The 22,115-nt window shown below is 46.2% G+C and carries 18 protein-coding genes and 1 pseudogene; 8 read left to right on the top strand and 11 right to left on the bottom strand.

The annotated features are described in order from the left end of the window. Positions 1-142: 142 nt before the first annotated feature. Both RIC07_RS20335 and RIC07_RS20330 read right to left on the bottom strand, forming a co-directional pair. The gene (locus RIC07_RS20335) at positions 143-1,525 is read right to left on the bottom strand and encodes a hypothetical protein (protein WP_446396106.1); all 1,383 of its coding nucleotides are present in this window, start codon (positions 1,523-1,525) and stop codon (positions 143-145) included. 198 nt (positions 1,526-1,723) lie between these two features. Further along, positions 1,724-3,193, bottom strand: coding sequence for an ankyrin repeat domain-containing protein (locus RIC07_RS20330; RefSeq protein WP_446396105.1), 1,470 nt, complete (start codon positions 3,191-3,193; stop codon positions 1,724-1,726). A 130-nt stretch (positions 3,194-3,323) separates the two neighbouring features. On the opposite strand from RIC07_RS20330, the gene RIC07_RS20325 reads away from it, so the two are divergent. The 4 genes from RIC07_RS20325 to RIC07_RS20310 all read left to right on the top strand — a co-directional run bounded on the left by RIC07_RS20325 (position 3,324) and on the right by RIC07_RS20310 (position 6,299). After that, the gene (locus RIC07_RS20325) at positions 3,324-3,794 is read left to right on the top strand and encodes a DUF4079 domain-containing protein (protein WP_446396104.1); all 471 of its coding nucleotides are present in this window, start codon (positions 3,324-3,326) and stop codon (positions 3,792-3,794) included. 187 nt (positions 3,795-3,981) lie between these two features. After that, on the top strand, positions 3,982-5,094 hold the full coding sequence (locus RIC07_RS20320) for an RNA-guided endonuclease InsQ/TnpB family protein (protein WP_446396103.1): 1,113 nt from the start codon (positions 3,982-3,984) through the stop codon (positions 5,092-5,094). 296 nt (positions 5,095-5,390) lie between these two features. Further along, the gene (locus tag RIC07_RS20315; protein ID WP_446396102.1) at positions 5,391-5,714 is read left to right on the top strand and encodes a hypothetical protein; all 324 of its coding nucleotides are present in this window, start codon (positions 5,391-5,393) and stop codon (positions 5,712-5,714) included. Positions 5,715-5,813: 99 nt separating this feature from the next. After that, entirely contained in the window at positions 5,814-6,299 is a 486-nt protein-coding gene (locus tag RIC07_RS20310) for a sterol desaturase family protein (RefSeq protein WP_006098637.1), read from the top strand. 128 nt (positions 6,300-6,427) lie between these two features. On the opposite strand, the gene RIC07_RS20305 is transcribed toward RIC07_RS20310, so the two are convergent. Beyond that, positions 6,428-9,373: a GAF domain-containing sensor histidine kinase gene (locus RIC07_RS20305; RefSeq protein WP_446396101.1), complete on the bottom strand. Its 2,946-nt coding sequence runs from the start codon at positions 9,371-9,373 to the stop codon at positions 6,428-6,430. Between the two features lie 510 nt (positions 9,374-9,883). Here RIC07_RS20305 and RIC07_RS20300 point away from each other — a divergent pair. Further along, positions 9,884-10,786 (top strand): alpha/beta fold hydrolase, encoded by a 903-nt coding sequence (locus tag RIC07_RS20300; RefSeq protein ID WP_446396100.1) that lies wholly within the window; start codon positions 9,884-9,886, stop codon positions 10,784-10,786. A 193-nt stretch (positions 10,787-10,979) separates the two neighbouring features. Here the strand turns inward: RIC07_RS20300 and RIC07_RS20295 are convergent, their stop codons facing one another. Further along, positions 10,980-11,447 carry a CYTH domain-containing protein gene (locus RIC07_RS20295; protein ID WP_446396099.1) on the bottom strand — a complete coding sequence of 156 codons (468 nt, stop codon included), beginning with the start codon at positions 11,445-11,447 and terminating at the stop codon, positions 10,980-10,982. 61 nt (positions 11,448-11,508) lie between these two features. Beyond that, positions 11,509-12,048 (bottom strand): Uma2 family endonuclease, encoded by a 540-nt coding sequence (locus RIC07_RS20290; protein WP_446396098.1) that lies wholly within the window; start codon positions 12,046-12,048, stop codon positions 11,509-11,511. Positions 12,049-12,454: 406 nt separating this feature from the next. Here RIC07_RS20290 and RIC07_RS20285 point away from each other — a divergent pair, with 406 nt between their 5' ends. Continuing rightward, positions 12,455-13,543 carry an RNA-guided endonuclease InsQ/TnpB family protein gene (locus RIC07_RS20285; RefSeq protein ID WP_446396097.1) on the top strand — a complete coding sequence of 363 codons (1,089 nt, stop codon included), beginning with the start codon at positions 12,455-12,457 and terminating at the stop codon, positions 13,541-13,543. Positions 13,544-13,724: 181 nt separating this feature from the next. On the opposite strand, the gene RIC07_RS20280 is transcribed toward RIC07_RS20285, so the two are convergent. The 5 genes and pseudogenes from RIC07_RS20280 to yidD all read right to left on the bottom strand — a co-directional run. Further along, complete coding sequence (locus tag RIC07_RS20280; protein ID WP_446380649.1) at positions 13,725-15,260, bottom strand: site-2 protease family protein; 1,536 nt, start codon at positions 15,258-15,260, stop codon at positions 13,725-13,727. 82 nt (positions 15,261-15,342) lie between these two features. Then, on the bottom strand, positions 15,343-16,266 hold the full coding sequence (gene murQ / locus RIC07_RS20275; RefSeq protein ID WP_446380650.1) for an N-acetylmuramic acid 6-phosphate etherase: 924 nt from the start codon (positions 16,264-16,266) through the stop codon (positions 15,343-15,345). Next, on the bottom strand, positions 16,266-16,640 hold the full coding sequence (locus tag RIC07_RS20270) for a DUF3110 domain-containing protein (RefSeq protein ID WP_446396096.1): 375 nt from the start codon (positions 16,638-16,640) through the stop codon (positions 16,266-16,268). The genes murQ and RIC07_RS20270 overlap by 1 nt, the downstream gene beginning before the upstream one ends. Positions 16,641-16,709: 69 nt before the next feature. Then, positions 16,710-17,414: a M15 family metallopeptidase gene (locus tag RIC07_RS20265; RefSeq protein ID WP_446396095.1), complete on the bottom strand. Its 705-nt coding sequence runs from the start codon at positions 17,412-17,414 to the stop codon at positions 16,710-16,712. 704 nt (positions 17,415-18,118) lie between these two features. Continuing rightward, positions 18,119-18,331: pseudogene (gene yidD, locus RIC07_RS20260) on the bottom strand (membrane protein insertion efficiency factor YidD); the annotation flags it as partial. A gap of 49 nt (positions 18,332-18,380) precedes the next feature. On the opposite strand from yidD, the gene RIC07_RS20255 reads away from it, so the two are divergent. Next, entirely contained in the window at positions 18,381-19,088 is a 708-nt protein-coding gene (locus RIC07_RS20255) for a diacylglycerol/polyprenol kinase family protein (protein WP_446396132.1), read from the top strand. Between the two features lie 23 nt (positions 19,089-19,111). Here the strand turns inward: RIC07_RS20255 and RIC07_RS20250 are convergent, their stop codons facing one another. After that, on the bottom strand, positions 19,112-19,702 hold the full coding sequence (locus tag RIC07_RS20250; RefSeq protein ID WP_446396094.1) for a hypothetical protein: 591 nt from the start codon (positions 19,700-19,702) through the stop codon (positions 19,112-19,114). Between the two features lie 972 nt (positions 19,703-20,674). Between RIC07_RS20250 and iscB the strand changes: the two genes are divergently transcribed. Beyond that, positions 20,675-21,958: an RNA-guided endonuclease IscB gene (gene iscB / locus RIC07_RS20245; RefSeq protein WP_446396093.1), complete on the top strand. Its 1,284-nt coding sequence runs from the start codon at positions 20,675-20,677 to the stop codon at positions 21,956-21,958. The last annotated feature ends 157 nt before the right edge of the window (positions 21,959-22,115 follow it).

Raw genomic sequence — 22,115 nt, 5'->3', positions numbered from 1 at the left:
TAACACGCTCGGTAACACGCTCGGTGTGTCTTATGAAATAGAATTGTAGGGTTAGGTTTTACTACAAACTATAACGATGGCGTTGACAAGAATCTTGTGTGCTTCCCTGAGATACTCCCTCGGATGATTGCCCAAACCCTAATCACGAATCAAACCGATCAATATATTGGCAAATTCGTTGAGCAAATAAACTTTTTAATGCAGCCTTTTTGTTCTTAAGTTCAGCCTCAATTTCTGCCTCCTGAATCATTTTGTCAATATCGTCTGCTAAAACCTGTTCAATCTGGTGATCAAGTGCTATGATTTGCTCTGGATCAGTACAAGCTTTTGCCAAGTCTACAATACACTCCAACAAACAGTTGAGCATCTGTCCCCTCACGGCGGCTCTGATTTGCTTGAGTTTCAACAGCCGACTTACTTGATACTGCGCCTTTAATCCCACTAAACTGGCAATATCTGCCATGGATTTTCCTTGACAGTGAAACCCGCGTAATGCCACTATAAATTGCTGACATTTCTCCGATTTTTTCCGATTGAGCTGAACCCGTTGCTCCTCAATAACTTGCTGAATTGCCTGATCTAAACAACTGACAAATTGTTGACGATAAGCGGTTAAAAAGAGTTGTTCTGTCTCATCAATGGTGGATGGCTGGTGCAAGTTAAGACTGACAGTAGGATCATCAAGGGATTGACTGGGTAACTTTCCCCGCCTCACAGACAGGCGATAGTCTCGTAGCCGTTGGGCTAGGGTTTGCAGTTGTTCCATAATATCGGGAGGAGATAGTCGGATGTTGGTTTTCCGATACACCTGATCCGCCATCTGCTGAAGCTGTGCTGGCGTGGGTAAGGCGCATTGTCCCGTTTGATTCGAGGATATGCGATCGCGACGGTAGATGCTATGATAACTTTTGAGCAGAATACGCGCCTGCTGAATTTCGCGATCGGTTAGGTGATAAAACTCCCGATAGATGCGTGAGAGTTGATTGGGCGTCGTATCGTTTAAAATTGCCCAATCACTAATTAAATACACTCCTTGTTCCAAGAGAAAACGATTCAATTCCCGATGCTGTTTCACCAAGCGATTCGTCCAAGTTGTCAGACTAGCGCGTTCGGGGTCAAAGGTTTGTAAAATGTCTGTGGCTAAAGAAGTAAATTGAGTAAGCGTGGGCGTTTTGTCAACCCCTAAATCGGTAAGGACAAAGGTAAATAAATCATACCGATTGAAACCATGATTGTTACCAAATTTGACTTCAAGTTGAACACAGACTTGTTCAATTTGTCGGGAAACAAAGCAGCGCAAGCAGAGTTGGGCGAGGGTGGAAAATTCGGGATAATCTGTTGATTCCTCACCGCGACTCCATTGGATTAATTGGCGTTGAATTGGTTTGTCTGGAACAGTTCCCTCAGAGACGAATTGGGAAAATTGAGTTTGGCAGAACGTTTTCGCGGCTGGGATAACCTCTCGTTTACATCCAGCGATGGGATCTAAACGAATCAGCGTCCAGTATAGCGATGGCGCACTCATGATTTATTCGTCATTCGTCATTCGTCATTTGTCATTTGTCATTTATCATTCGTCATTTGTCGAATATTTCTTGCACTCTATCGGGGCGGGTTTTGCAGCAAAGCTAGGGATAACAACCAATATTAGTCCCTAAACCCGCCCAGACGTTCCACCGGAACGTCTCTACAAACTCATCTCCCCCATCTCCCCTATCCCTTTTTACTCCGCCGCCCCTACAGCTTTGAGAACCCCCACGACTTCCGGATACCCATTAAATTCAGCAATCATCATCGCCGTATAGCCCCCCCGATTTTTGAGGGTGACATCCGCACCTGCGTCTAATAAACATTTCACAGCAGGGATATAACCGCGATGGGCTGCCCACATTAAGGCTGTCGCCCCCGCACTATCTCGCTGATTCACATCAACCCCGGCTGCTAATAATGAGCGTATCAGTTCACTATCCCCTTGATCAGCCACCTTCATTAACAGGGTTTTCCCTTTTATATCGGTCAGATTGGCATTTGCCCCGGCTTGGAGCAATACTGTTACCGTTTCGGGATATCCCTGAGATAGGGCAAGGGTAAGTGGGGTTTCACCTTGGTTGGTGGCATTTACGTCAGCGCCATGTTGCACTAGCGCGATCGCAATCTCTGTGTGACCATGTAAAGCAGCTAGCATCAGTGGGGTGTCACCGAGCTTATTTTTCAGGTCTACGTTACCATTACGCTGGAGTAACGCCTCCACAACTGCCGTATGCCCTTCTACCGAGGCTAAATGTAAGGCTGTCTCCCCATCTGCATCCTGGAGATTAATCTCTGCACCCGCCTCCAGTAATGCCCGCACAATGTCACAATGACCCCCGGCTGCTGCCGCCATTAGCGCCGTTCCCCCCCTGGGATTGGGGTGATTTACATCCGCACCCGCCGCGACTAAAGCCTGAACCACTAACGTATGCCCTTGATCCGCCGCTAACGTCAGCGCCGTTTCACCATCCTCATCTGGCAAATTGACATCAGCACCATGCGCCAACAATGACTGAATAATCGGTAAATAGCCTAACTCCGCCGCCTGAATGAGTGCGGTTCTGCCATCAACGTTGCGAGTATTGGCATCAAACCCCCCCTCCAGCAATCGGTTCACCATCTGAGTATGACCCTCACTCGCCGCTAGCAGCAATGCCTCTGAACTGAGTGTGCCATCTGCCCCAGCTTCAAGTAAGAGGTTGACAATTTGAACATGACCACTTTCCGCCGCTAGCTTCAGGGCGTTATCGTTATCTTTATCTTGGATATTGACATCAGCACCTGCTGCTAATAACCGTTGCACCAGTGTGAGATGACCTTTATGTGCCGCCACCATCAGCGCCGTGCTACCATCTTCATTCTTGGCGTTAACATCAGCACCTGCGGCAATTAGCGTTTCCACTGCATCCACCTGATTCGCGGCGACGGCTAGCATGAGTGCGGTTAAATTGTACCGTTTTCGCGGCAGGTTAACATTAGCACCTGCGGCAATGAGCGATCGCACGATTTCGGTATAACCTCGTTGAGCGGCGATCATCAATGCTGTTGTGCCATCGCCATCGGTTGCATCGATATTCACCCCCTGACTCAGTAGGGCTTGGATTTGGGTCAAGTTACCACTTTGGGCGGCTTTCAGCAGTAAGCCATCAATGTTTTGGATCATCGCTGTTGTCTAATTGCAGGGGAAATCTACCTCTTGGGAGGGAAGCCAGTTTCGTTATCAGACTTTAGACGAAACCGCAGCTATGCTATGTTAACTTTTGTCACTATATTAAAACTGCTCCAAGAAGCTTATGAACTTCGACATCCCAGAACCGATTAAAGTTTACTCCCAATTCTTTCACCCTATAGTGATGTGGCTCTTGCTGGCAACTGCCATTTATGCCCTGTATCTGGGGATCAAAATTCAACAGACGAGAACGGCAGAAGGTGAACTCCGCAAAGAGCTAGTCAAGGGCAAATACAATATCAAACACCATCAAATTGGTTCAGCCCTGTTAGCCTTTATGGTGATTAGTACCGTTGGTGCAATGGCGGTGACTTATATCAACAACGGCAAGTTGTTTTTCGGTCCCCACTTGCTGGTTGGCTTAAGTATGACTGCTATCATTGCCACGTCAGCGTCTCTGACACCCTTTATGCAAAAAGGTCAGAATTGGGCACGTTATAGCCATATCGCTCTAAATGCGGCGCTTTTAGGACTGTTTGGCTGGCAAGCGGTGACGGGCATGCAGATTGTGCAGAAGATTATCAGCAAAATGTAATATCGCAAAAGGCAGAAGGCAGAAGGGACGAAATAAGGGAATGATAAAGCTTGAGAGGCTCCGCAGGCGACGGGGTTCAATACCCCGCTCTCATGCCAATAATCTATCGGGGTGACAGTTAGCCTCTGTCAAAATACATAACTTTTTGTGCTAATCTAAGTCGATCAAGGATGTAGGAGGTAAAACCGTGAAGCGTACCGTATCCATCCCCGTCAACTTACCCCATAAACGGTTTCTGCCTCTGATGGGGTTTTGTGCTGATATTTTTAATCAGCACATTGACTGGGCATTAAAGGAACGGACGTACAACAAAAACCAAGCTCACAAGGCTTTGTATGCTTCACTCAGATGGCAATATCCCGATGTGCCATCTGCTCTCCTGCAAACGATTCGGGATAACGCAATGGAGGCAGTTAAAGCCACTAAATTCAAGCGCCATCCTCAGAAAAAGCCAACATCAGGATTGCGTTACGACAAGCGCACCATGACACTGAGGGGGCATCAATTAACCCTTTCGTGTATTGGTAGGCGTGAAAAACTGCTCCTGAATGTGCCGGAACACTTCAAAGAAATCTTTGAGACTTGGGAGTTTCGCAGTGGAACCATAACTTACTCAAAACACAACAAACAATTTTGGGTAAGGTTAGTATTTGAAACGGTTGACCCTCCACAGGTGAAAGGAGAAATACAAGGAATTGACCGAGGTTTGTATCATCAGGCTGTTACCTCTGACGGTCAATTTTTTAGCTCATCCCAAATCCGGGGTGTACAAAGACGCTACTTATACAATCGCCGTCAGCTCCAACAAAAAGGCACTCGTAGCGCCAAGCGTCGTTTAAAAGCGATGTCGGGACGCGAGAAGCGGTTCATGAAGGACTCGAATCATTGTGTGAGTAAGAAGCTAGCCAACCAGCCAGAAATAGCAGTTTTTGTACTTGAAGACTTGTCCAGTATTCGCAATCGGCGACGGGGCAAGAAGATGAATAAGTGGCTGGGGAGTTGGGCATTTTATCAGCAAGAGCAGTTTTTAACCTACAAAGCAGAAGCTTTGGGTAAGCGAGTCGTCCATCAAGATCCTCGCTATACCTCTCAAAAGTGCAATGTCTGCAAACACATCAGGCGAACAAATCGTCACAAGTCTCGTTTCTGTTGTCACAATTGTGGCTATCAGACTCACGCTGACCTTAATGCTGCTCTTAATGTCCGAGACGACTACATTCTCTCTTGTACCCTTCAGGGGACGCAAGAGCAGGCGTCAGTCAATGCGCCCTATGTTTCGGGCGAGATTAATCTCGCCTAGTTACAAGCCCCATCCCCTTGTGGGTGGGGCAGTTGACTAAACTCACGCCTCGCTGGTACTCTCACATTGGGCAGAATGGGGTGAGTAACTGTAACCAAAACACTGACACATTTACCCATTGCTACCCAAAAATGGGTAAGTTTTTATCCGGAGAGAGTCAACTGATGTGGTATACAATAAGATCAAGTCTTGTGAATTGTCCATAAGAGCAATGCTGTAACCGCAAGGGTTTCGGGCTTTTTTATTCAGAGTGATAGGTCCGGACAGATCAAACGAACATCTTCGTGGTCGAATCAATGGTTACACTTACATACTGCAAAGGACTTCCCACCCCAGCTTCTGAGTTAAACCCATTGGGTTTCACCTCCCTGGAAATGTTTCTAGCCGAATACTCATCTATATTTCATCAAGCAGCATCTGAGACAGCTAATCATCTCCTCTGGGATAATGAATTCAACAAGTCTCAATGGAACAGGTATTTACAGCAGACGTATGGGATAAATAAGCGCCACGCCATGGGCAGATATCGATCCAGATGGGTTTTACCATTAACATTTGCTTGTCACCCTGATATAACTAAACCCGCCCCGATTAGAGTGCTTTTCGGGAAGCGAGTATAACAAAAGACAAATGACAAATGACGAATGACAAATGATGGATAATATACTGATAAGCAAATTATCGCTCAATTCATTAGTCGAACGTGTGAGGAAAAAGAGTTGATTAGCCCAATCATCTGTTTTGTTCTGGCATTTGTCCTCGCTTCCTTCGTGGAGTACTGGATGCATCGCTTGATGCACGCGAATGCCCGCATTGGTGAACGTCACCGGGATCACCACCGCCGCAACGAAGGACAGGGAGTGCTGTGGGAGTTCCGGGATTATGTGCGGGGTAGCTTTATTGTTATGTGCCTCCTATTTTTCTATTCGTGGCAAGTTGGACTCGGTTGGTTCCTGGGTGGACTTTTTTATGCTGCCTTTTCTGCCTATGCTCATCAGCTACAGCACGAAAATCCAACCAAGTGTTTCTGGATGAAAATGCCTGTTCACTATGTTCACCACAAATATCAAATGTGGCATCACAATTTTGGTTTAGCTGTCGATTGGTGGGATCGGGTTTTCGGGACGTATAAGTCTGTGGAATGGCTAACCGATGAGGAATTGCAGCAACCTGAACGTGGGTATTTACAATTGCGCTGGCGGTAAAGGTGCAGGGGGAGTTGGGGAAGCAATGTAGAGACGTAGCATGCTACGTCTGGAAGCAGGGGGAAAATGGGGAAGATAATGACAAATGACAAATGACAAATGACGAATGACAAATGACAAATGACCAATCACAATGGAATTTTTACGATAAATTCGGTGCCTTGTCCCGGAGTCGAAATGCAACAAATTTGCCCTTGGTGTTTTTCGACGACAATCTGATGGCTAATCGATAATCCTAACCCTGTGCCACTACCCACAGGCTTAGTGGTGAAAAATGGGTCAAATATTTTCGGCATAATATCTTCGTTGATACCCGAACCATTGTCGGCAATTCGGATAACAATAAAGTCACTTGTCGCTCTTACATCATCCGTGGTTGGTTGTTTGCTGCCAGTTTCTACTTCAGTAGAGATAGTAATTATTCGGGGTGATGGTTGGTTCTCTAAAGCATCGATCGCGTTATTCAGGATATTCATAAATACCTGATTTAATTGACTGGCATAACAGGTGACTAATGGGAGTTGACCATAGTGTTTAATCACCTGAATCCCTTGGGCATTACCCACTGCTTTAAACCGATGCTGTAAAATTAAAAGGGTATTATCAATCCCTTCATGAATATCAACTTTCTTGATTTCTTTTTCATCCAAGCGGGAGAAGTTTCTTAACGAGAGAACAATGGCACGGATGCGATCAGTGCCAATTTGCATGGATTTGAGCAAATTTTGCCAATCGTCGAGCAGAAAGTCTAGGTCAATGTCTTCTATAAGTTGTTGAAGTTCTGCTGTGGGAGTGGGATAGGTCTTTTGGTAAGTTTGAATCAAACGAACTAAATCTTGAAAATATTCCTTGGCAGGGGTCAAATTACCGTAAATAAAACTAACTGGATTGTTGATTTCGTGTGCTACACCTGCCACCATTTGTCCCAGACTGGACATTTTTTCGCTATGAACCAATTGGGCTTGGGTGCGTTTGAGTTGATTTAAAGTGAGTTCTAGATCTAACGCTTGTTCCTGAGTCTTCTGTAATAATTGTGCTTGCTGTACGGCGACGCCAAACTGAGTGGCTATTTGCACCACGACACTGATTTCCGATTTTCGCCAAGCGCGAGGACTGGAGTTTTGATAGGTGGCAAGTAATCCCCAAAGTTTTTTACCACAAAATATGGGAGCAATAATGTAGGATCGGGCTTGGAATTGTTCAAGGAGTTCGATATAACAGTCCGTAAATCCAGCGTTATAAATATCTTCGACGACTCGATAACTTGCACCTTGGCTGTAAGCACCGCCTCGCGTTTCTTTTAGATAGGTATCCTGTAGCGAGTTATCGGATTGGAGATTGGTAATGTTAGGGTTTGGACAAGAATAAGGCGGGTAAAGTTGGGGATAGAAACTTGAAATCGAGAGGTTTTCTGAGCCATCCAAGGTTTTAAGGGTACAACGTTCTTCTTCTAAAGCATCGGCTTTGAGATCAGGGTTATTTTGCTGTTCGAGGGTTAACGTCACCCAACCCTCCGCCACAGACTCGGCGACAAATTCGCCACTCCAATCCGGATTAAACCGATAGATGGCGACGCGATCGCAGTTCAAGACATGGCGCAATTCTTCTGTTGTCGCTGTGAATATCTTGTCAATATCCAGGGTTTGACGCATCCGTTGCAAGACTGTCGCGATCGCTCTCTCCCGCACCGCACTCTCTCGTAAGGCTTCCTCTGTGCGTTTGCGTTCAATGGCTGTGGCAATGATATTGGCAATCGCTTGCAAAAAGTAAATATCATCATCGGTGAATTGGCGTTTTTGGGTGGTATGAACCGCTAATACGCCAAAGGGTTGATTTTGACCGGGAATTCTCGTACTCATCCCACTGACAATCCCATGATCCTGGAGTAAAGGTGAACCCTGAAACCGTGTCTCTGTGGGTAAGTCGGTGATAATAATCGGTTCCCAACAGATCAAACTATAACCGAATTGAGATTCTTTTCCAGCACTCACTGTAGCTTGACCCACTAATCCCGCTTGCCAACCGAATCCGGCGACAAGAAGCAATTCCTCACCATTGGGTAAACGTTCCAGAATTTGGCAATAGTCTACATTCAACGTTTGGGCAACCAGAGTGACTGTCCAATCCATTAAGAGTGATAAATCTGCCTCAATTAATGCCTCTTGACCCAGTTGTGCGATCGCGGCGTCTTGGCGTTGGCGAATCCGTAGCGCTGCTTCGGCTTGTTTTCGTGGGGTAATATCGGTCACCCGTACCAGATGCATTGGCTGACCTGCCACATCAATTTGCCGAATGGCTAAGTTACCCCAAAATACCTTACCTTTTTTACTGACATATTCTAACTCTTGCTGCCAAAAGCCGTAGCGTTTAACCTGATTGGCGATAGAACGCAGTTCTCCGGTTGTAAATCTTTTTTTTTGGAGAAGATGCCCCTCGGTATTGAGTAATTCTTGCTTACTTTGGGCTTCAAAGAGTTCCACAGCACGGCGATTACAATCGGAAATTACCAGAGTTTCTGCATTGACCAGAAAAATGCCATCAGCCGATTCATTAAATATCGATTCAAATAAGTCCTTAGTACGAGCATTTTCTTGGACTGTGCTAAACGACTGGGAGGTTGACTTCCTTAGCCAACGTGTGATCAAAATGATCATCCATGTCGTGGTCACGAATAGTCCTAGACATAAACTAATCGTCGTGCGCGTGTTAATAGCGTTATGCTGGAAAAATTTGTTGGTTTTAGCTAAAATTACATGACTAGAGGAATTGCCGATAAAATTTATAATGTTCGAGTTGACTGGATCGGGTTGTATAGCTGGTCGATTGGGTAAACTGATTGGACTCAGATGAGAAGTCGCTGATTCAGGGGCGAGGGATGGCTGAACGCGATCGCTAATTTCGTAAGCTAATTGAGAAGCTACCCCATGGAAAGCTTGTCCATTGCTGAACGTCAAATATCCCACTGACCCTACCATTGCGGCAATTGGCACAACAAGGAGGATAATCAGGATGCTTCCCAGGGACGTTTGCCTCAACTCCTGGGCAATTAGGTGGTATATTGTTTTGATATACATAGGAGGTGCATAGATAATCAAAACCCTACTTCAGACTAACATCCCCTAGAGTGTCAGTTCGTATTCAGGATTGCTGTAGCCATTAGCACCAGACAGACTAACAGAGTAAGTAGGTAGGGACAATTAAAGTTAACGGTGGGGATTGTCATTCGTAATATTCGCTTCCCGAAAAGAAGCAAGGTACGTTTATGTAAGGGTTTGAGACGTATTGACAAAATTCAATCTAGTTAAGTTTATTTCCACCAATCTACTTATCTGGATCAAAGGTATTTTAGTAAACAATTTTAATTTTATCCTCGATAAATTTTAAATTTTACTTTTATGATAGTTATTTTAATCGCCATAGCTGTTAGGATACATCCGCACCATTGTAGAGACGTTGCATGCAACATCTCTACTTGGACTTCTAGCGATGAATGCAAAATTGAACAAGACTTGATATAATTTCCAATATTTGTTCCTAAACCCGCCCATTGAGCCTACTGTTGGGTCGAAACTCACTTTCACTTCATGTTTGCCAATTTCCTTCCCGCCCAAATCCAGCAGCTTACTGAGTCTACCTCAATTGACCTTGCCCAGGCGATCGCACGCCAAGATATTCTCACACCCCTGAACCCCCAACCCATTGCCACAACTTATGTTCACCAGGGAAAAGGGGGAACACCCATCCTGTTATTACATGGCTTTGATAGTTCCATCTTTGAATTCCGCCGCCTGTTTCCCAAATTAGCTGAACACCAGGAAACATGGGCGGTAGATTTATTGGGATTTGGCTTTACAGATCGCACATCTGGGATCAAGTTTAGCGCCAGCGCCATTACCACTCATCTTTACTATTTCTGGAAAACCCAAATAGAAGTCCCCGTAATTCTAGTTGGGGCGTCGATGGGAGGGGCGGCGGCGATCGATTTCACCTTAACTTATCCCCAAGCGGTGGAAAAGCTGGTATTGCTGGATAGTGCAGGTTTCACCAGTCCCCCGCCTATTGGTAAATTGTTGTTTCCCCCCTTTGATCATTGGGCGGTTGAGTTTCTGCGGCGTCCCAAGGTGCGGGAAAATATTAGTAAGAACGCCTATTGTGATCCCAGATTTGTTTCTGTTGATGCTTTACTTTGTGCGGCACTGCATCTAGAAATGCCGGGATGGCATCAGGCATTAATTTCATTTACCAAAAGTGGCGGATATCCGCCGTTTGGTCAAAAACTTACCCAAATTCAGCAGCCGACGTTGATTTTATGGGGGAAAGATGACCGAATTTTGGGAACAAAATATGCTCACAAGTTTGAAGCGGCTATTCCTAATTCTCAACTAATATGGATTGATGACTGTGGTCATGTCCCGCACCTGGAAAAGCCTGAAATAACGGCAGAATATATACAGCAGTTTGGTGAGGCAGGGCGGGTTTTGTTGTGAATTGACAGCGCTCGACAGAGGGTTGAAACCATTGCCCATGACACACCGAGCGAAGCCGAGGTGTTGCCTATTGCCTATTGCCTCTCCCCACCACAAGACTTATTCAGCAGCCCCTAATTGGTGAGGCAGGGCGGGTTTTGTTGTGAATTTATTGGTGAATATCTGAATTTAGTCCCTAAACCCGCCCCTACACTTATAACCACTGACTAAAGGGATGGCGAACTAAATTCGCATTGTAATAGTTAGGATCTCCAGTTACTTCTTTACCAATCCAATCCGGTAAGTCTACATCTTGATTTTCTTGCGTTAGTTCTACTTCGGCAAAAATCAATCCTTCATTCTCACCGATAAACTCATCCACCTCCCAGACTAAACCCTGACACTCTATCCGATAGCGTGTCTTTTCAATTAAAGGGCGATCGCACAATGTCTCTAGCATTTCTTGAGCATCTGATCCGGGAATAGGATACTCGTACTCGACTCTGGAAAAATTCTCGGTTTTCCCTTTAATCGTCAGATAGCCCTGATCTCCAACTAAACGCACGCGCACCGTCGTCAGGTTTTGGGTAGAAATATAACCTTGACGATAGAGCATTCCTTGACCAAGGGTGCGCCATTGATCGCCTTTCACTAAAAATTTTCGTTCAATTTCGATTGCCATTGTTAGAATTTTGGCTATTTGGGAATAAAAAATATATTATCTGTTTTAATACTCGCTCTCTCTACGATTCCTGTCCTCGAGTCATTGCCATTACAGCATTGACAGTAAGTTCAGGCAAATTACCCAAAGCTGGTAACCTGTCCGATCCTGAGCATACCATCGGCAGGTCATCTCCCTGCCAAACCCATATCTGTTGACGGGTGGGGTCAATTAACCAGGCTAATTGTGTGCCATTGCTCAGACAATGGATAATTTTCTTTTGTAAGTCTAGGGTACTTTGGTCAGGGGAGCGAATTTCAATCAGCCAGTCTGGTGTGCCATCGAACGGTTCATCCTCATCAGGAAGACGCGCGATCGCAATAATGGAAATATCCGGCACGGGTGAGTAGGGAGGCACTAAACAGCGTAACTCTTGAACCGCTTCAAACTCGTCAGTATGACGGTTGATGTAATTAACCAGATTCCGTTGTAGGCGCGAGTGAAACAGAGTCGGCATTGGCTTTTGGATAGCACACCCATTTAGAAACTCCCAAGCCGGAGAAGACTCGATATTGGGTTGAGACAGAAACTCAGCGAGTAGGGTAGTGATGACTGGACTCATGAGCAAAAGGCAGAGGGCAGAAGGTTTATCACTCAGTCAGAGCGGGTTTTGTACAAAGGTTACTATCAATCAATAGCGAAAAGAAAATCCGATTACCCGCCCCTACAAACCCGGTTTACTGAAAGTCGTGAAGGGTTGACAACTGTAACCTAATCTCTACTCAAAGCTACTCACCGCTAGACATTTTGAGTAGCTTTTCTCTGTTTCGCGCCATTCGCTCAATCGTATCGCTGAGGCTGTTTGCCCCTATTTTTACCCTTTCTTCCTCTAGCCAATTTATCGCTGTTTCTGTCAAAGTCATTGTGAACCGTCGTTTAGGCTCGTTATAAATTTTTTTCCTAGGCATCCTGTTACACTTGTGTCATCATGTATAATATGAGTATAACAGTCATTGGATAGATAGACTATGCTGTTAGGGTTCAAAACCGAATTGAAACTCAACAATAAGCAGCGAACGGCATTAGCCAAGCATTGCGGTGTTTCCCGTCATGCCTGGAATTGGGGCTTAGGCTTAACTAAGCAGATACTCGACCATAATCGGGATAACCCAGAGAATAAAATCAAGTTTCCCACTGGGATTGACTTACACAAGTGGTTAGTAGCGCTGGTTAAACCCATCTACCCTTGGTACTATGAGGTGAGTAAATGCGCCCCCCAGTTTGCGCTTAGACAATTAGCCCAAGCTTGGAAAGATGCGTTTAAGAAAAACAAAAAACCGCCTCGGTTTAAGCGCAAGGGAAAGCATGATAGCTTCACTCTAGACGGGTCAATTGAGCTTGACCATTTCAAGATTAGAGTCCCTAGAATTGGTTGGCTGAAAACCTATGAGCGGTTACCTGTTCGATTTCAACCCAAAAATGTGACCATATCTAGGACGGCTGATAGATGGTTTATCAGTTTTAAGCTAGACTATGAGCCAGTCAACCGCCCCAAACCTCACCCTGTGGTAGGTGTTGATTTGGGAATCAAAGCATTAGCCGTCTTATCCACTGGAATTGTGGTAGAAGGCGCTAAAAGTTACCGGAAGTATGAGAAAAAACTCTCACGGCTACAATGGCTAAATCGTCACAAACAAATTGGCTCCTCTAACTGGAAAAAAGCCCAAGTCAAAATAGCCCGCTTACACCGAAAAATAGCCATCATTCGCAAAGACACGTTACACAAACTCACCTCCTATTTAGCCCAAAACCACAGCCGAATAGGAATAGAAAACCTGAACGTGTCAGGCATGATGGCTAATCACAAGCTGGCAAAAGCTGTTCAGGATATGGGCTTTTTTGAGTTTAAACGCCAATTAGAGTACAAGTGTAAGCTGTACGGGTCAACCTTGGTCGTAGTAGACCAATGGTATCCCTCAACTAAAACTTGCTCTCGCTGTCATACCGTCAAAGATGAAATGCTCCTATCTGAGCGGATCTTTCAGTGTGACAACTGTGGACTGGAAATTGATCGCGATTTTAACGCCTCCATTAATTTGGAGATAGCCGCCAGTTAGGTGGTGATAGCCTGTGGACTGGTTGACCCTTCGACTCCGATCAGGGTCAACACCGAGCGTAGCCGAGGTGTTGAGTGCCGTCACTGCCAGAATGAAACAGGAAGTAAGCATCAAGGTTAGGTCTGACTACGGTTGATCAGCTTTGAGTAGGTCTTTCATAACGGTCAAAACTCCCCCTACCTTAGCTACCAATACCCAAACGCACCGCTAACGCTGGCGTGAAGGGAATCAATGTTGCCACCATTAAAAATAGCGCCACTAAGCCTAAAATTGCTCTCGTATCATCCGGTTCCGTAATTTCATTGAGACTCGGACGCTCCAAAGAACGCTGCAAAAACAAAATGATAATTGCCCAATACAAAATCAATGGATTCGAGGGATTCGCTAATGCCACAATTCCCAAAATAATTAACGTCGCAATCGTCGTGCGGCGAGCCGTTTTGCGTCCATAGATAGCCTGAACAACCCGCCCCCCATCTAACTGTCCGGCTGGCATTAAATTCAACGCACTAATCACTAACCCCAGCCAACCCATAATCGTTAAGGGATGAACATCAACAAGGGGTGCTTGCAGAGAATTTCCCAAAATAATCCGGGCTAACCCACCAACCAAAACCGAACCTTGGAAAAATTGAGCCGGAACCTGAAAGGTACTGCCTTGATGAGACAAAACCAAGCCCAACAGCAGTAGGAAAACAGACGCAATTCCACCCGCCGCCGGTCCAGCTAAGGCAATGTCAAACAAGGCTTTACGGTTAGGAACCAATGATTCAAAGCGGGTAATTGCCCCAAAGGAACCAATTTGTAAACTGGGAATAAAAAATGGGAAACTCAGGCGCACCTGATGACGCCGTGCTGCCCACAAATGACCCAGTTCGTGAACTGCCAAAACTGTGCAAATCCCCAAACCTAAGGGCAAGGTTTCCTTCACCCGTTCAGGTGCGGTAAACAAATCAAAATTGAGCAAAAATCCAGCCGCTTCTAAGCTAGTAACAATGGTAGCCACCAGCAATACCCCTGCCAAAATTTTCTGGGGAATCGTTAGCGGTTGCGGATCATTACTACTGGGTAGAACAATCACCACAGGTTTTCCTTCGGGATCTTCAACTAAAAAGAGTCGGTAGCGGTCATCCAACCGTTGTTCTAAACTGGCAGATAAACGGGAATGCACCGCCTCAGGCTCACCGCCACGCAGATTCCCCTTAAATATCACCCCTTCCTGATAGGGAATGGTTTCTGTGGCAAAGAATGTATCGATACCAAAAATTCCCTGGATAGTCTTCAGATCGTCTGGCGAAATGGGTATAACTTCAGTCCCTGCCGGACCACTACTCTCTGGTGATGGGGCGGTTGCTGAGGTGTCTTCTTGCGGCGACACATTTTGACTGTCGTTGGTATCAGATTTCTCATGGAGTAACTGGTTGGCACGCTTCTGCAAGACGGCTTCTTGACCTTCTTCCCGCAACCGTTTGCCGAGGAAAATATAGATCCCGGTTGAAACCACCAATAAAAACAAGATACCAACAATATTCAGATAAATTCCGGCAGCCAATAAAACAAAAAATATCAGCCAGGGAACCGTCAACACGAGGGACTGCAACCAGGCGAGGATGCCGAGTTTGCCGTAAGTTCTGGCACGCCTATATCCCCAACCGATGACGCCAAGGGCGACAAGGAGAAGTAAAACTGTTGCAGTCGTCTCTGATCCGTTGAACATGTTTAATGAAACTTGTAGCAGCAAAAGCCAATAGTTCTACTGTAGCTGAGTGGGGATGCTGCGGAAAGTCGCTGTTAACAAATCAATCACCACTGTTCTGGTAACTGAGTAATGCTTGTCTGAGATTTCCTTGCTGTTGACTCAACAGGCGATCGCAGACTGGGGCATCTTCTCCTGTCCAATGCATCAGCAGTGCCAGTTTCACGCGGCGTCCGCTGCGTTCGAGTAAAAATCCGGCTTCGTCTCGACTCAGGTCAGTCAGGTCTTGTAGAATTCGTAAGGCACGGTCATGGAGTTTTTTATTGGTGACCGCGACATCGACCATGCGATTACCGTAAACTTTACCCAGTTGCACCATTACACCTGTAGACAGGATATTCAATGCCATTTTGGTCACAGTTCCGGCTTTTAAGCGTGTCGAACCCGCGAGAATTTCTGGTCCGACGAGTAAGCGAATATCTAAATCTACCTCATAACTGACTTGTTCAGCGGGAACACAGGCAAGCAAAATTGTCGTAGCGCCGCGTTGTCGTGCGGCTTGCAACGCCCCGCGTACATAGGGTGTTGTCCCACCAGCGGTAATACCCACCACCACATCCAATTCCGTCACCTGACGGTGCGCGATCGCGTCACTGCCATCTTCTTCCCGATCTTCCAAGTTTTCTGAACTTCGGATTAACGCCCCGGCGCCGCCAGCGATAACGCCTTGTACCAGTTCGGGATGTGTACAAAAGGTGGGAGGACATTCAGCCGCATCCAGTACCCCTAAGCGTCCGCTAGTCCCTGCACCGACATAAAAGAGACGCCCTCCCTGTTTCAGGGCTTTTGCCGTGCGCTCAATGGCTTGTGCTAGTTGAGTTCTAACGGCGGCGATCGCACGAATTGTTTCCTCATCCTCGCGATTAAACAAATCCACTAACTCTAGCGAGGTAAGCTGGTCGAGATTTTGACTTTGAGGGTTTACCTGTTCCGTTAGCAGATAACCCCGTTCCTCCAACTTTTTCATTACAACAATCCCTCTAGCTGACGGCGAATTCGGTCTAGATCAGACATCTCTGGTTCTTGATTTGGCGTCCCATTAGGTTGCCAGTCTGTTTTTTCCACATTTGTTTCCGGCGGTAATGCCAACATCCCGGTTTCAACGAGTTGGCACTCATAGCCGGCACTTTGGCAGAATTCTTCAATTTCCTCAACCTCCAGCGCTTCCACAGAGGGATTGGGGAAATCCTGGGCTTCCAGCATCCCGCCAAAACGGATGGCGTCATCCTCTGACTCAAACATCAACACCACATTGCGATCGCTGATTTGCAGGGTGTGAATCCCCTCGTTTTCGCTACGAGCATTGAATAAGAGAACATAGACTTGTTTCGGTGCAACCATAACCTATTCAGATGGGAGTGATCGACAGACAAAAAAATCGTCTTTACCCAGAATATCGGTTTAATTCCCTTAATCACCAGCTACTCGACCATAACGAGCGATAAACCTCTGGCTGGGGTTCTGTTGATGGCACAACCACGCCCACATCTGATCGCCGCAGCAGAAGTGCCACCACTCCCCTGGATGACGCTGAAATCCTGCCTTTTGCATGATATCCCGTAACAATTGCCGATGGGCATGATAGGGGAGGTGCAATTCTTGGGCGTAATAATCGGGATGAGAGCGGGGTGAGAGTTCGTCAATCTCCGAACCCATGTCAATCGTCTCATTCTTCTCATTGACGAGCGTAATATCCACGGCTGCACCCGTACTATGAGGTGGTGGGGTTAAGGGATCAGGACTCGGTAATGCCCAAATTTTATACACTTGCTGCCATATTTTCTGGCGTTCTGATTCCGATAGAGTCGCTGGGTTGAGGTTTTGCGATCGCACTACTTCTGCAAAGGTATGGTTGACCATAAATTCCTGAACCGCTACAGGACGATAGGCATCAAAAATCAGGATACGCCAACCCGGACATCGCTGTTGCAGGTAATGTTGAGCTGTGATTAATGCCTCTAACACTGTCTGGCGCAAATGGTAGGGCGATGTCTTCCCGTAAGGAGCGCCCAGTTTTTCATAAGGATGAAGGGATTCCACCGCGAACCGTTCCAAGGGTATGGGAACTAGGGGTTCTCCACAGTCTCGAATCGGAATCTGGTAATAGGGTTTCATTGTTCTTGTCCGTGATCATTAGTCCTTTGTTTTTTAGACTAATGACTCAAAACGCATACAAGAAATCCCCTGACCGTCAGAACAAGCGCTCAGGGGCTAAAGAATACAGTGTTTCCTCTTAGAACATATCCAACTCAAAGAGCGAAATAATCCGTATATTTCCGGAACTTTGCTAGGTAGTTCATTTGTATCACCGTGCAATTACGGAGAAAATTGTGTACTTTTGTAAATAAATGTTAAATTAATCAAAGAAGACAGACTGTCAGGGTAAGACCTACAAAGAAAAAGGACTTACGTTTAGACACGGAGATACTGCTTAGATAACTCAATGGCGTAAGTCCTTGATAAGTCGTATGTGCTTAACTACTATTGTGTATTTCTACTTACGTAATTTCCTCAGCAATAGTAATGAATCTTAATACGCGATTTAGCGGATTTATCTCTCTTGGCGAAATCTGTAAAACTCACCTCTACAACTGGGCGGGCGCGAGTTAAGTTATCAGTTTGAGCTAAAACGTTATTGGTAAAACCCGCCCCTACAAATCGGCTCCCCCAGCTCCCCCAGCTTCCCCAGCTCCCCCAGCTCCCCCAGCTTCCCCAGCTCCCCCAGCTCCCCCAGCTTCCCCAGCTCCCCCAGCTCCCCCAGCTCCCCCAGCTTCCCCAGCTCCCCCAGCTTCCCCAGCTTCCCTCTCATCCTTGGGAGTTGCGTCCGGAATCGGATCATAACCGCCCGGATGAAATGGATGACAACGTAAGATGCGCCGTAGTGCGAGGTAACTTCCACGCCAGGGACCAAAGCGTTCAATGGCTTGTAGGGCATAGGTTGAACAGGTTGGATGAAATCGACAGGTTGGCGGAAAGATCGGGGAAATTAAGGTTCTGTAGGCTCGAATCAGCCAAATTAATAAAATTTTCATGATTGTAATAGAGTGTTATCAGACACTCCTCTGTTATTCGGGTTCACTCTTGCTTGACTCATTACCTTGGTTTGAATCAATTCCGGCGTTATGGCTCCACATTAGTATTGTGGCACTGGGGCTAGGTGTGATTGTGCTATCCGCTGAGACAATCCATCGCCGGACTTCTACGAGTTCAGAATTAGCCCGCAAAGTTGTTCACATCGGGACGGGCAATGTGATTTTGGTGGCTTGGTGGTTACAAATTCCCGCCTGGGTGGGTATAGCCGCATCTATCATCGCTAGCGCGATCGCACTTTTGTCGTATTATGTGCCATTTCTGCCCGGTATCAACAGTGTGGGACGTAGAAGTTTTGGTACGTTTTTCTATGCGGTGAGTATGGGCATCCTCATCGCCTGGTTTTGGTCGCCCCATCAATTCCACTATGCTGCTATTGGCATTTTAGTCATGACCTGGGGAGATGGACTAGCGGGATTAATTGGTCAGCGATTTGGGCAGCATAAGTACCAAATCTGGGGGATGACAAAAAGCTGGGAAGGTTCTTTGACAATGACTCTAATCAGCTATGGAGTCAGTTGGTTAATTCTACTTGGGGTTCAGGGTAATATTTGGCAAACGTGGTTACTCCCTATCGCTGTGGCGTTAGGGGCTACAGGTTTAGAAATGTTCTCGAAGTGGGGCATGGATAATCTTACCGTACCTGTAGCCAGTGCTGCTTTGGCGTTTTACCTTCATCAACTATTTCCCTTAGTCTGAGTTTTGAGTGTGTAGGGGCGGGTTTAAGTCAGTGACATTCGCTTGAAAATAGTCCTAATTGCGGCAATAGCGATACAAGCGATACCCCCTATTTCTAATATCCAGTTCATCCTTAATCCGACCACTTGCCAGCTTATCAAGGCATCAATATGATGAAAGGATGAGGCGCGAATGACAATAAAACAAGAAAGGAACATTAAACCTAAAAGCGCTAACCGATAGGTTCGCCGTTCAGCATAAATGGCGCGTCCGATTACCGAAACTAAAAGCAACGCCGCAATCACAATTCCTACAATAAATTGCGTCTGAACCATCCGACGCTGCTGATACCAACCCTGAGATAGCGCTAATTCCTTGCCGACTACAGTCACCAAAGACTGTAGATCTAATTGCTTATTAATACCCAGCAATAATAAAAGAATGGCGAAGAATCCCCATAGCCAACGAATTTGACTCACTCGCTGTAGAGGGAAGACGAGCCGATGAGGTAAGGCACTGATCAGGCACAATAACGCTGTGATAAAATACGCCACGACTGTAAACCAGCCCATAAACGTAGGATCACCGATTCCGGGTTGCCAGTGACCATTAATAATAACTGCGAAAAGTTGCATCCTGTGTGGAAAAAAGTTTTAAGTTTTGAGGACAGTCGGAAAAGGTTGAGAACGAATAGCACCGATGTCAGCGAAGTTCGTAGTTGCGCTGTCTTCGCCATCAGCGTTGGTATCACTGACTATAAACCTTTCACTACAGTTGTTTGGGTTGAACACCTCCTATTCGCCAGCTGTATCCGGGGAGGGAACAGGGGTCAGGCATAGCTCAGTTGTTGCGAGGTAAGATTTGATTGGGTCATCCAGTTTTTTGGATTTATCGTTCCATCTTAACTTAAGATGAATGTCACTGACTTAAGGATGGTGGGCAATGCCCACTCTACTGGCTTGGCAAGCTTAAAACAGTGGTCAAGTATTTTCAAGGAACCCTTATGAGAGTAGCGATCCAGAAAAATTTTACCCACAACTTTAAGCTTGCCAGCCTACTACGATAGATAAAGGGTTTTGGCGCTCCCCAAATGCTTAAGGAGCGTGCTATTCAACCTAAGATGGGCTGCTCAAGTATTTCTGCCGCGCTGCACTAGCGACTCCGTACCTACTGGACTGACACAGCTAAAATTGTGGAATAGATTTGACGTTTAAACTGGGCGCAAGCCTTGCGCCCCTACAATTCTAATCTACCATTTTAGGTGTGCCACGACACTACGTCGCCCCGCTATCCCTCCCCGTGATGGCGCGTCAACTACCGCACACCAACCCTTAGTGGTATGGTGTGGGCTTGAAAAAGCCTGTTGACCAGACGGCTCACCTCGACTTATCTCGGCTTCGCTCGATACAAGTCGCGGGCGTGAGCGGAGCCGAACCGAGCAGCCGTTAAGACTAAGAGTTAACGTTCGTACCAAGGGATGCGTGCCAGTTCCTTGCTCTACAACTGGGTAATTAAACAGGTCATTCGGAAAAGCCAGTGTTACTCAGAAAGTACCGGGTCTTAACACCGTCGAGGCAAACTTTACCAAGAAATTGAGAGATGCAGTAATGCGTGTTTTCGTTCTAGATAAAAACCTGAAACCTCTTGACCCTTGTCATCCAGCAAGGGCTAGAGAACTACTCTCGCAAGGGAGGGCTAAGGTATTTAAGCGCTATCCATTCACTATTGTTTTGCAAGACAGAGCCGCTGAAGAGTCTGTTACTCATCCGCACCGAATTAAAATAGACCCTGGCAGCAAGACAACGGGTATTGCAGTTGTTCAAGAGAAAACAGGACGTGTAACAAGCGCTTTTGAAATCTCACACCGAGGGCAACAGGTTAAAGATTCCCTTGAATCCCGCAGATCATTAAGGAGGGGGCGACGCAATCGCAAAACTCGTTACCGCAAACCCCGCTTCCTGAACAGAACCCGTAAAGATGGATGGCTACCACCATCCCTTGAGAGTCGAATTGCCAATATTGAAACTTGGGTGAGGCGAATCAGAAAACTTTGCCCAGTTACCGCAATCTCTCAAGAGCTAGTCAGGTCGAGAAAGCAGAATATCCAAAACCCTGAAATTAACGGGGTTGAGTACCAACGAGGTGAACTGTTTGGTTTTGAGGTCAAAGAGTATTTACTCGCCAAATGGGAAAGAAAATGCGCTTACTGTGGCGTTAAAAATGTCCCCTTCGAGATTGAACATATCATTGCTAGAAGTAAGGGAGGTTCCAATAGAGTCAGTAATCTCTGCCTTAGTTGTCATTCCTGCAACCAAGCTAAAGGGAACAAACCCGTTGAAGAATTCCTGAAAAAGAAACCAGGAGTCCTCAAGCGGGTATTAGCTCAAGCCAAAGCACCTCTTAAAGATGCCGCAGCCGTTAATGCTACCCGTTGGGAACTGTATCGAAGGCTTCAGTCAACTGGTTTGCCAGTAGAGGTAGGTTCTGGAGGTCGAACAAAGTTCAACCGTAAAACGAAAGGCATCGAAAAAACTCATTGGACTGATGCAGCTTGTGTTGGCGTTTCAACGCCTAAAAAACTTCTTCTTAACGGAATTAAACCTTTGAGCGTTAAAGCCAAAGGTCACGGAAAAAGACAACGTTGCGGAACCAATAAATTTGGGTTCCCAATGCGTCATGCTCCGCGAAAGAAATTCTTCATGGGTTTCCAAACTGGAGACTTGGTTGAAGCTAATGTTCTAACTGGAAAGTATGCAGGAGCCTACAGGGGTCGAATAGCGATTCGATTCAAGCCAAGCTTCAAGTTAACCACAGGAAGTCAAAAATTCGACGTGCATCCAAAATATCTGAAAACAATTCATAGAGCTGACGGATATGAATATGCATTCTAAACACAAGGATTCGCTGTCACTCAATTTATTTGTTGGCGGCAATTCCCCAGACGCTGACCTTTCAGGTACAGGCGTCCGCCCCCTTGCCGCATTTAAGGTGGAGGACGGGGATTCCCGCGATTCATGTTGAGTTTTAATTGTGTAGGGGCGGGTTTAT

It is taken from the genome of Coleofasciculus sp. E1-EBD-02 (assembly GCF_040218245.1).
GTDB lineage: Bacteria > Cyanobacteriota > Cyanobacteriia > Cyanobacteriales > Coleofasciculaceae > Coleofasciculus.
This window is presented reverse-complemented; position numbering and strand designations above follow the sequence as displayed.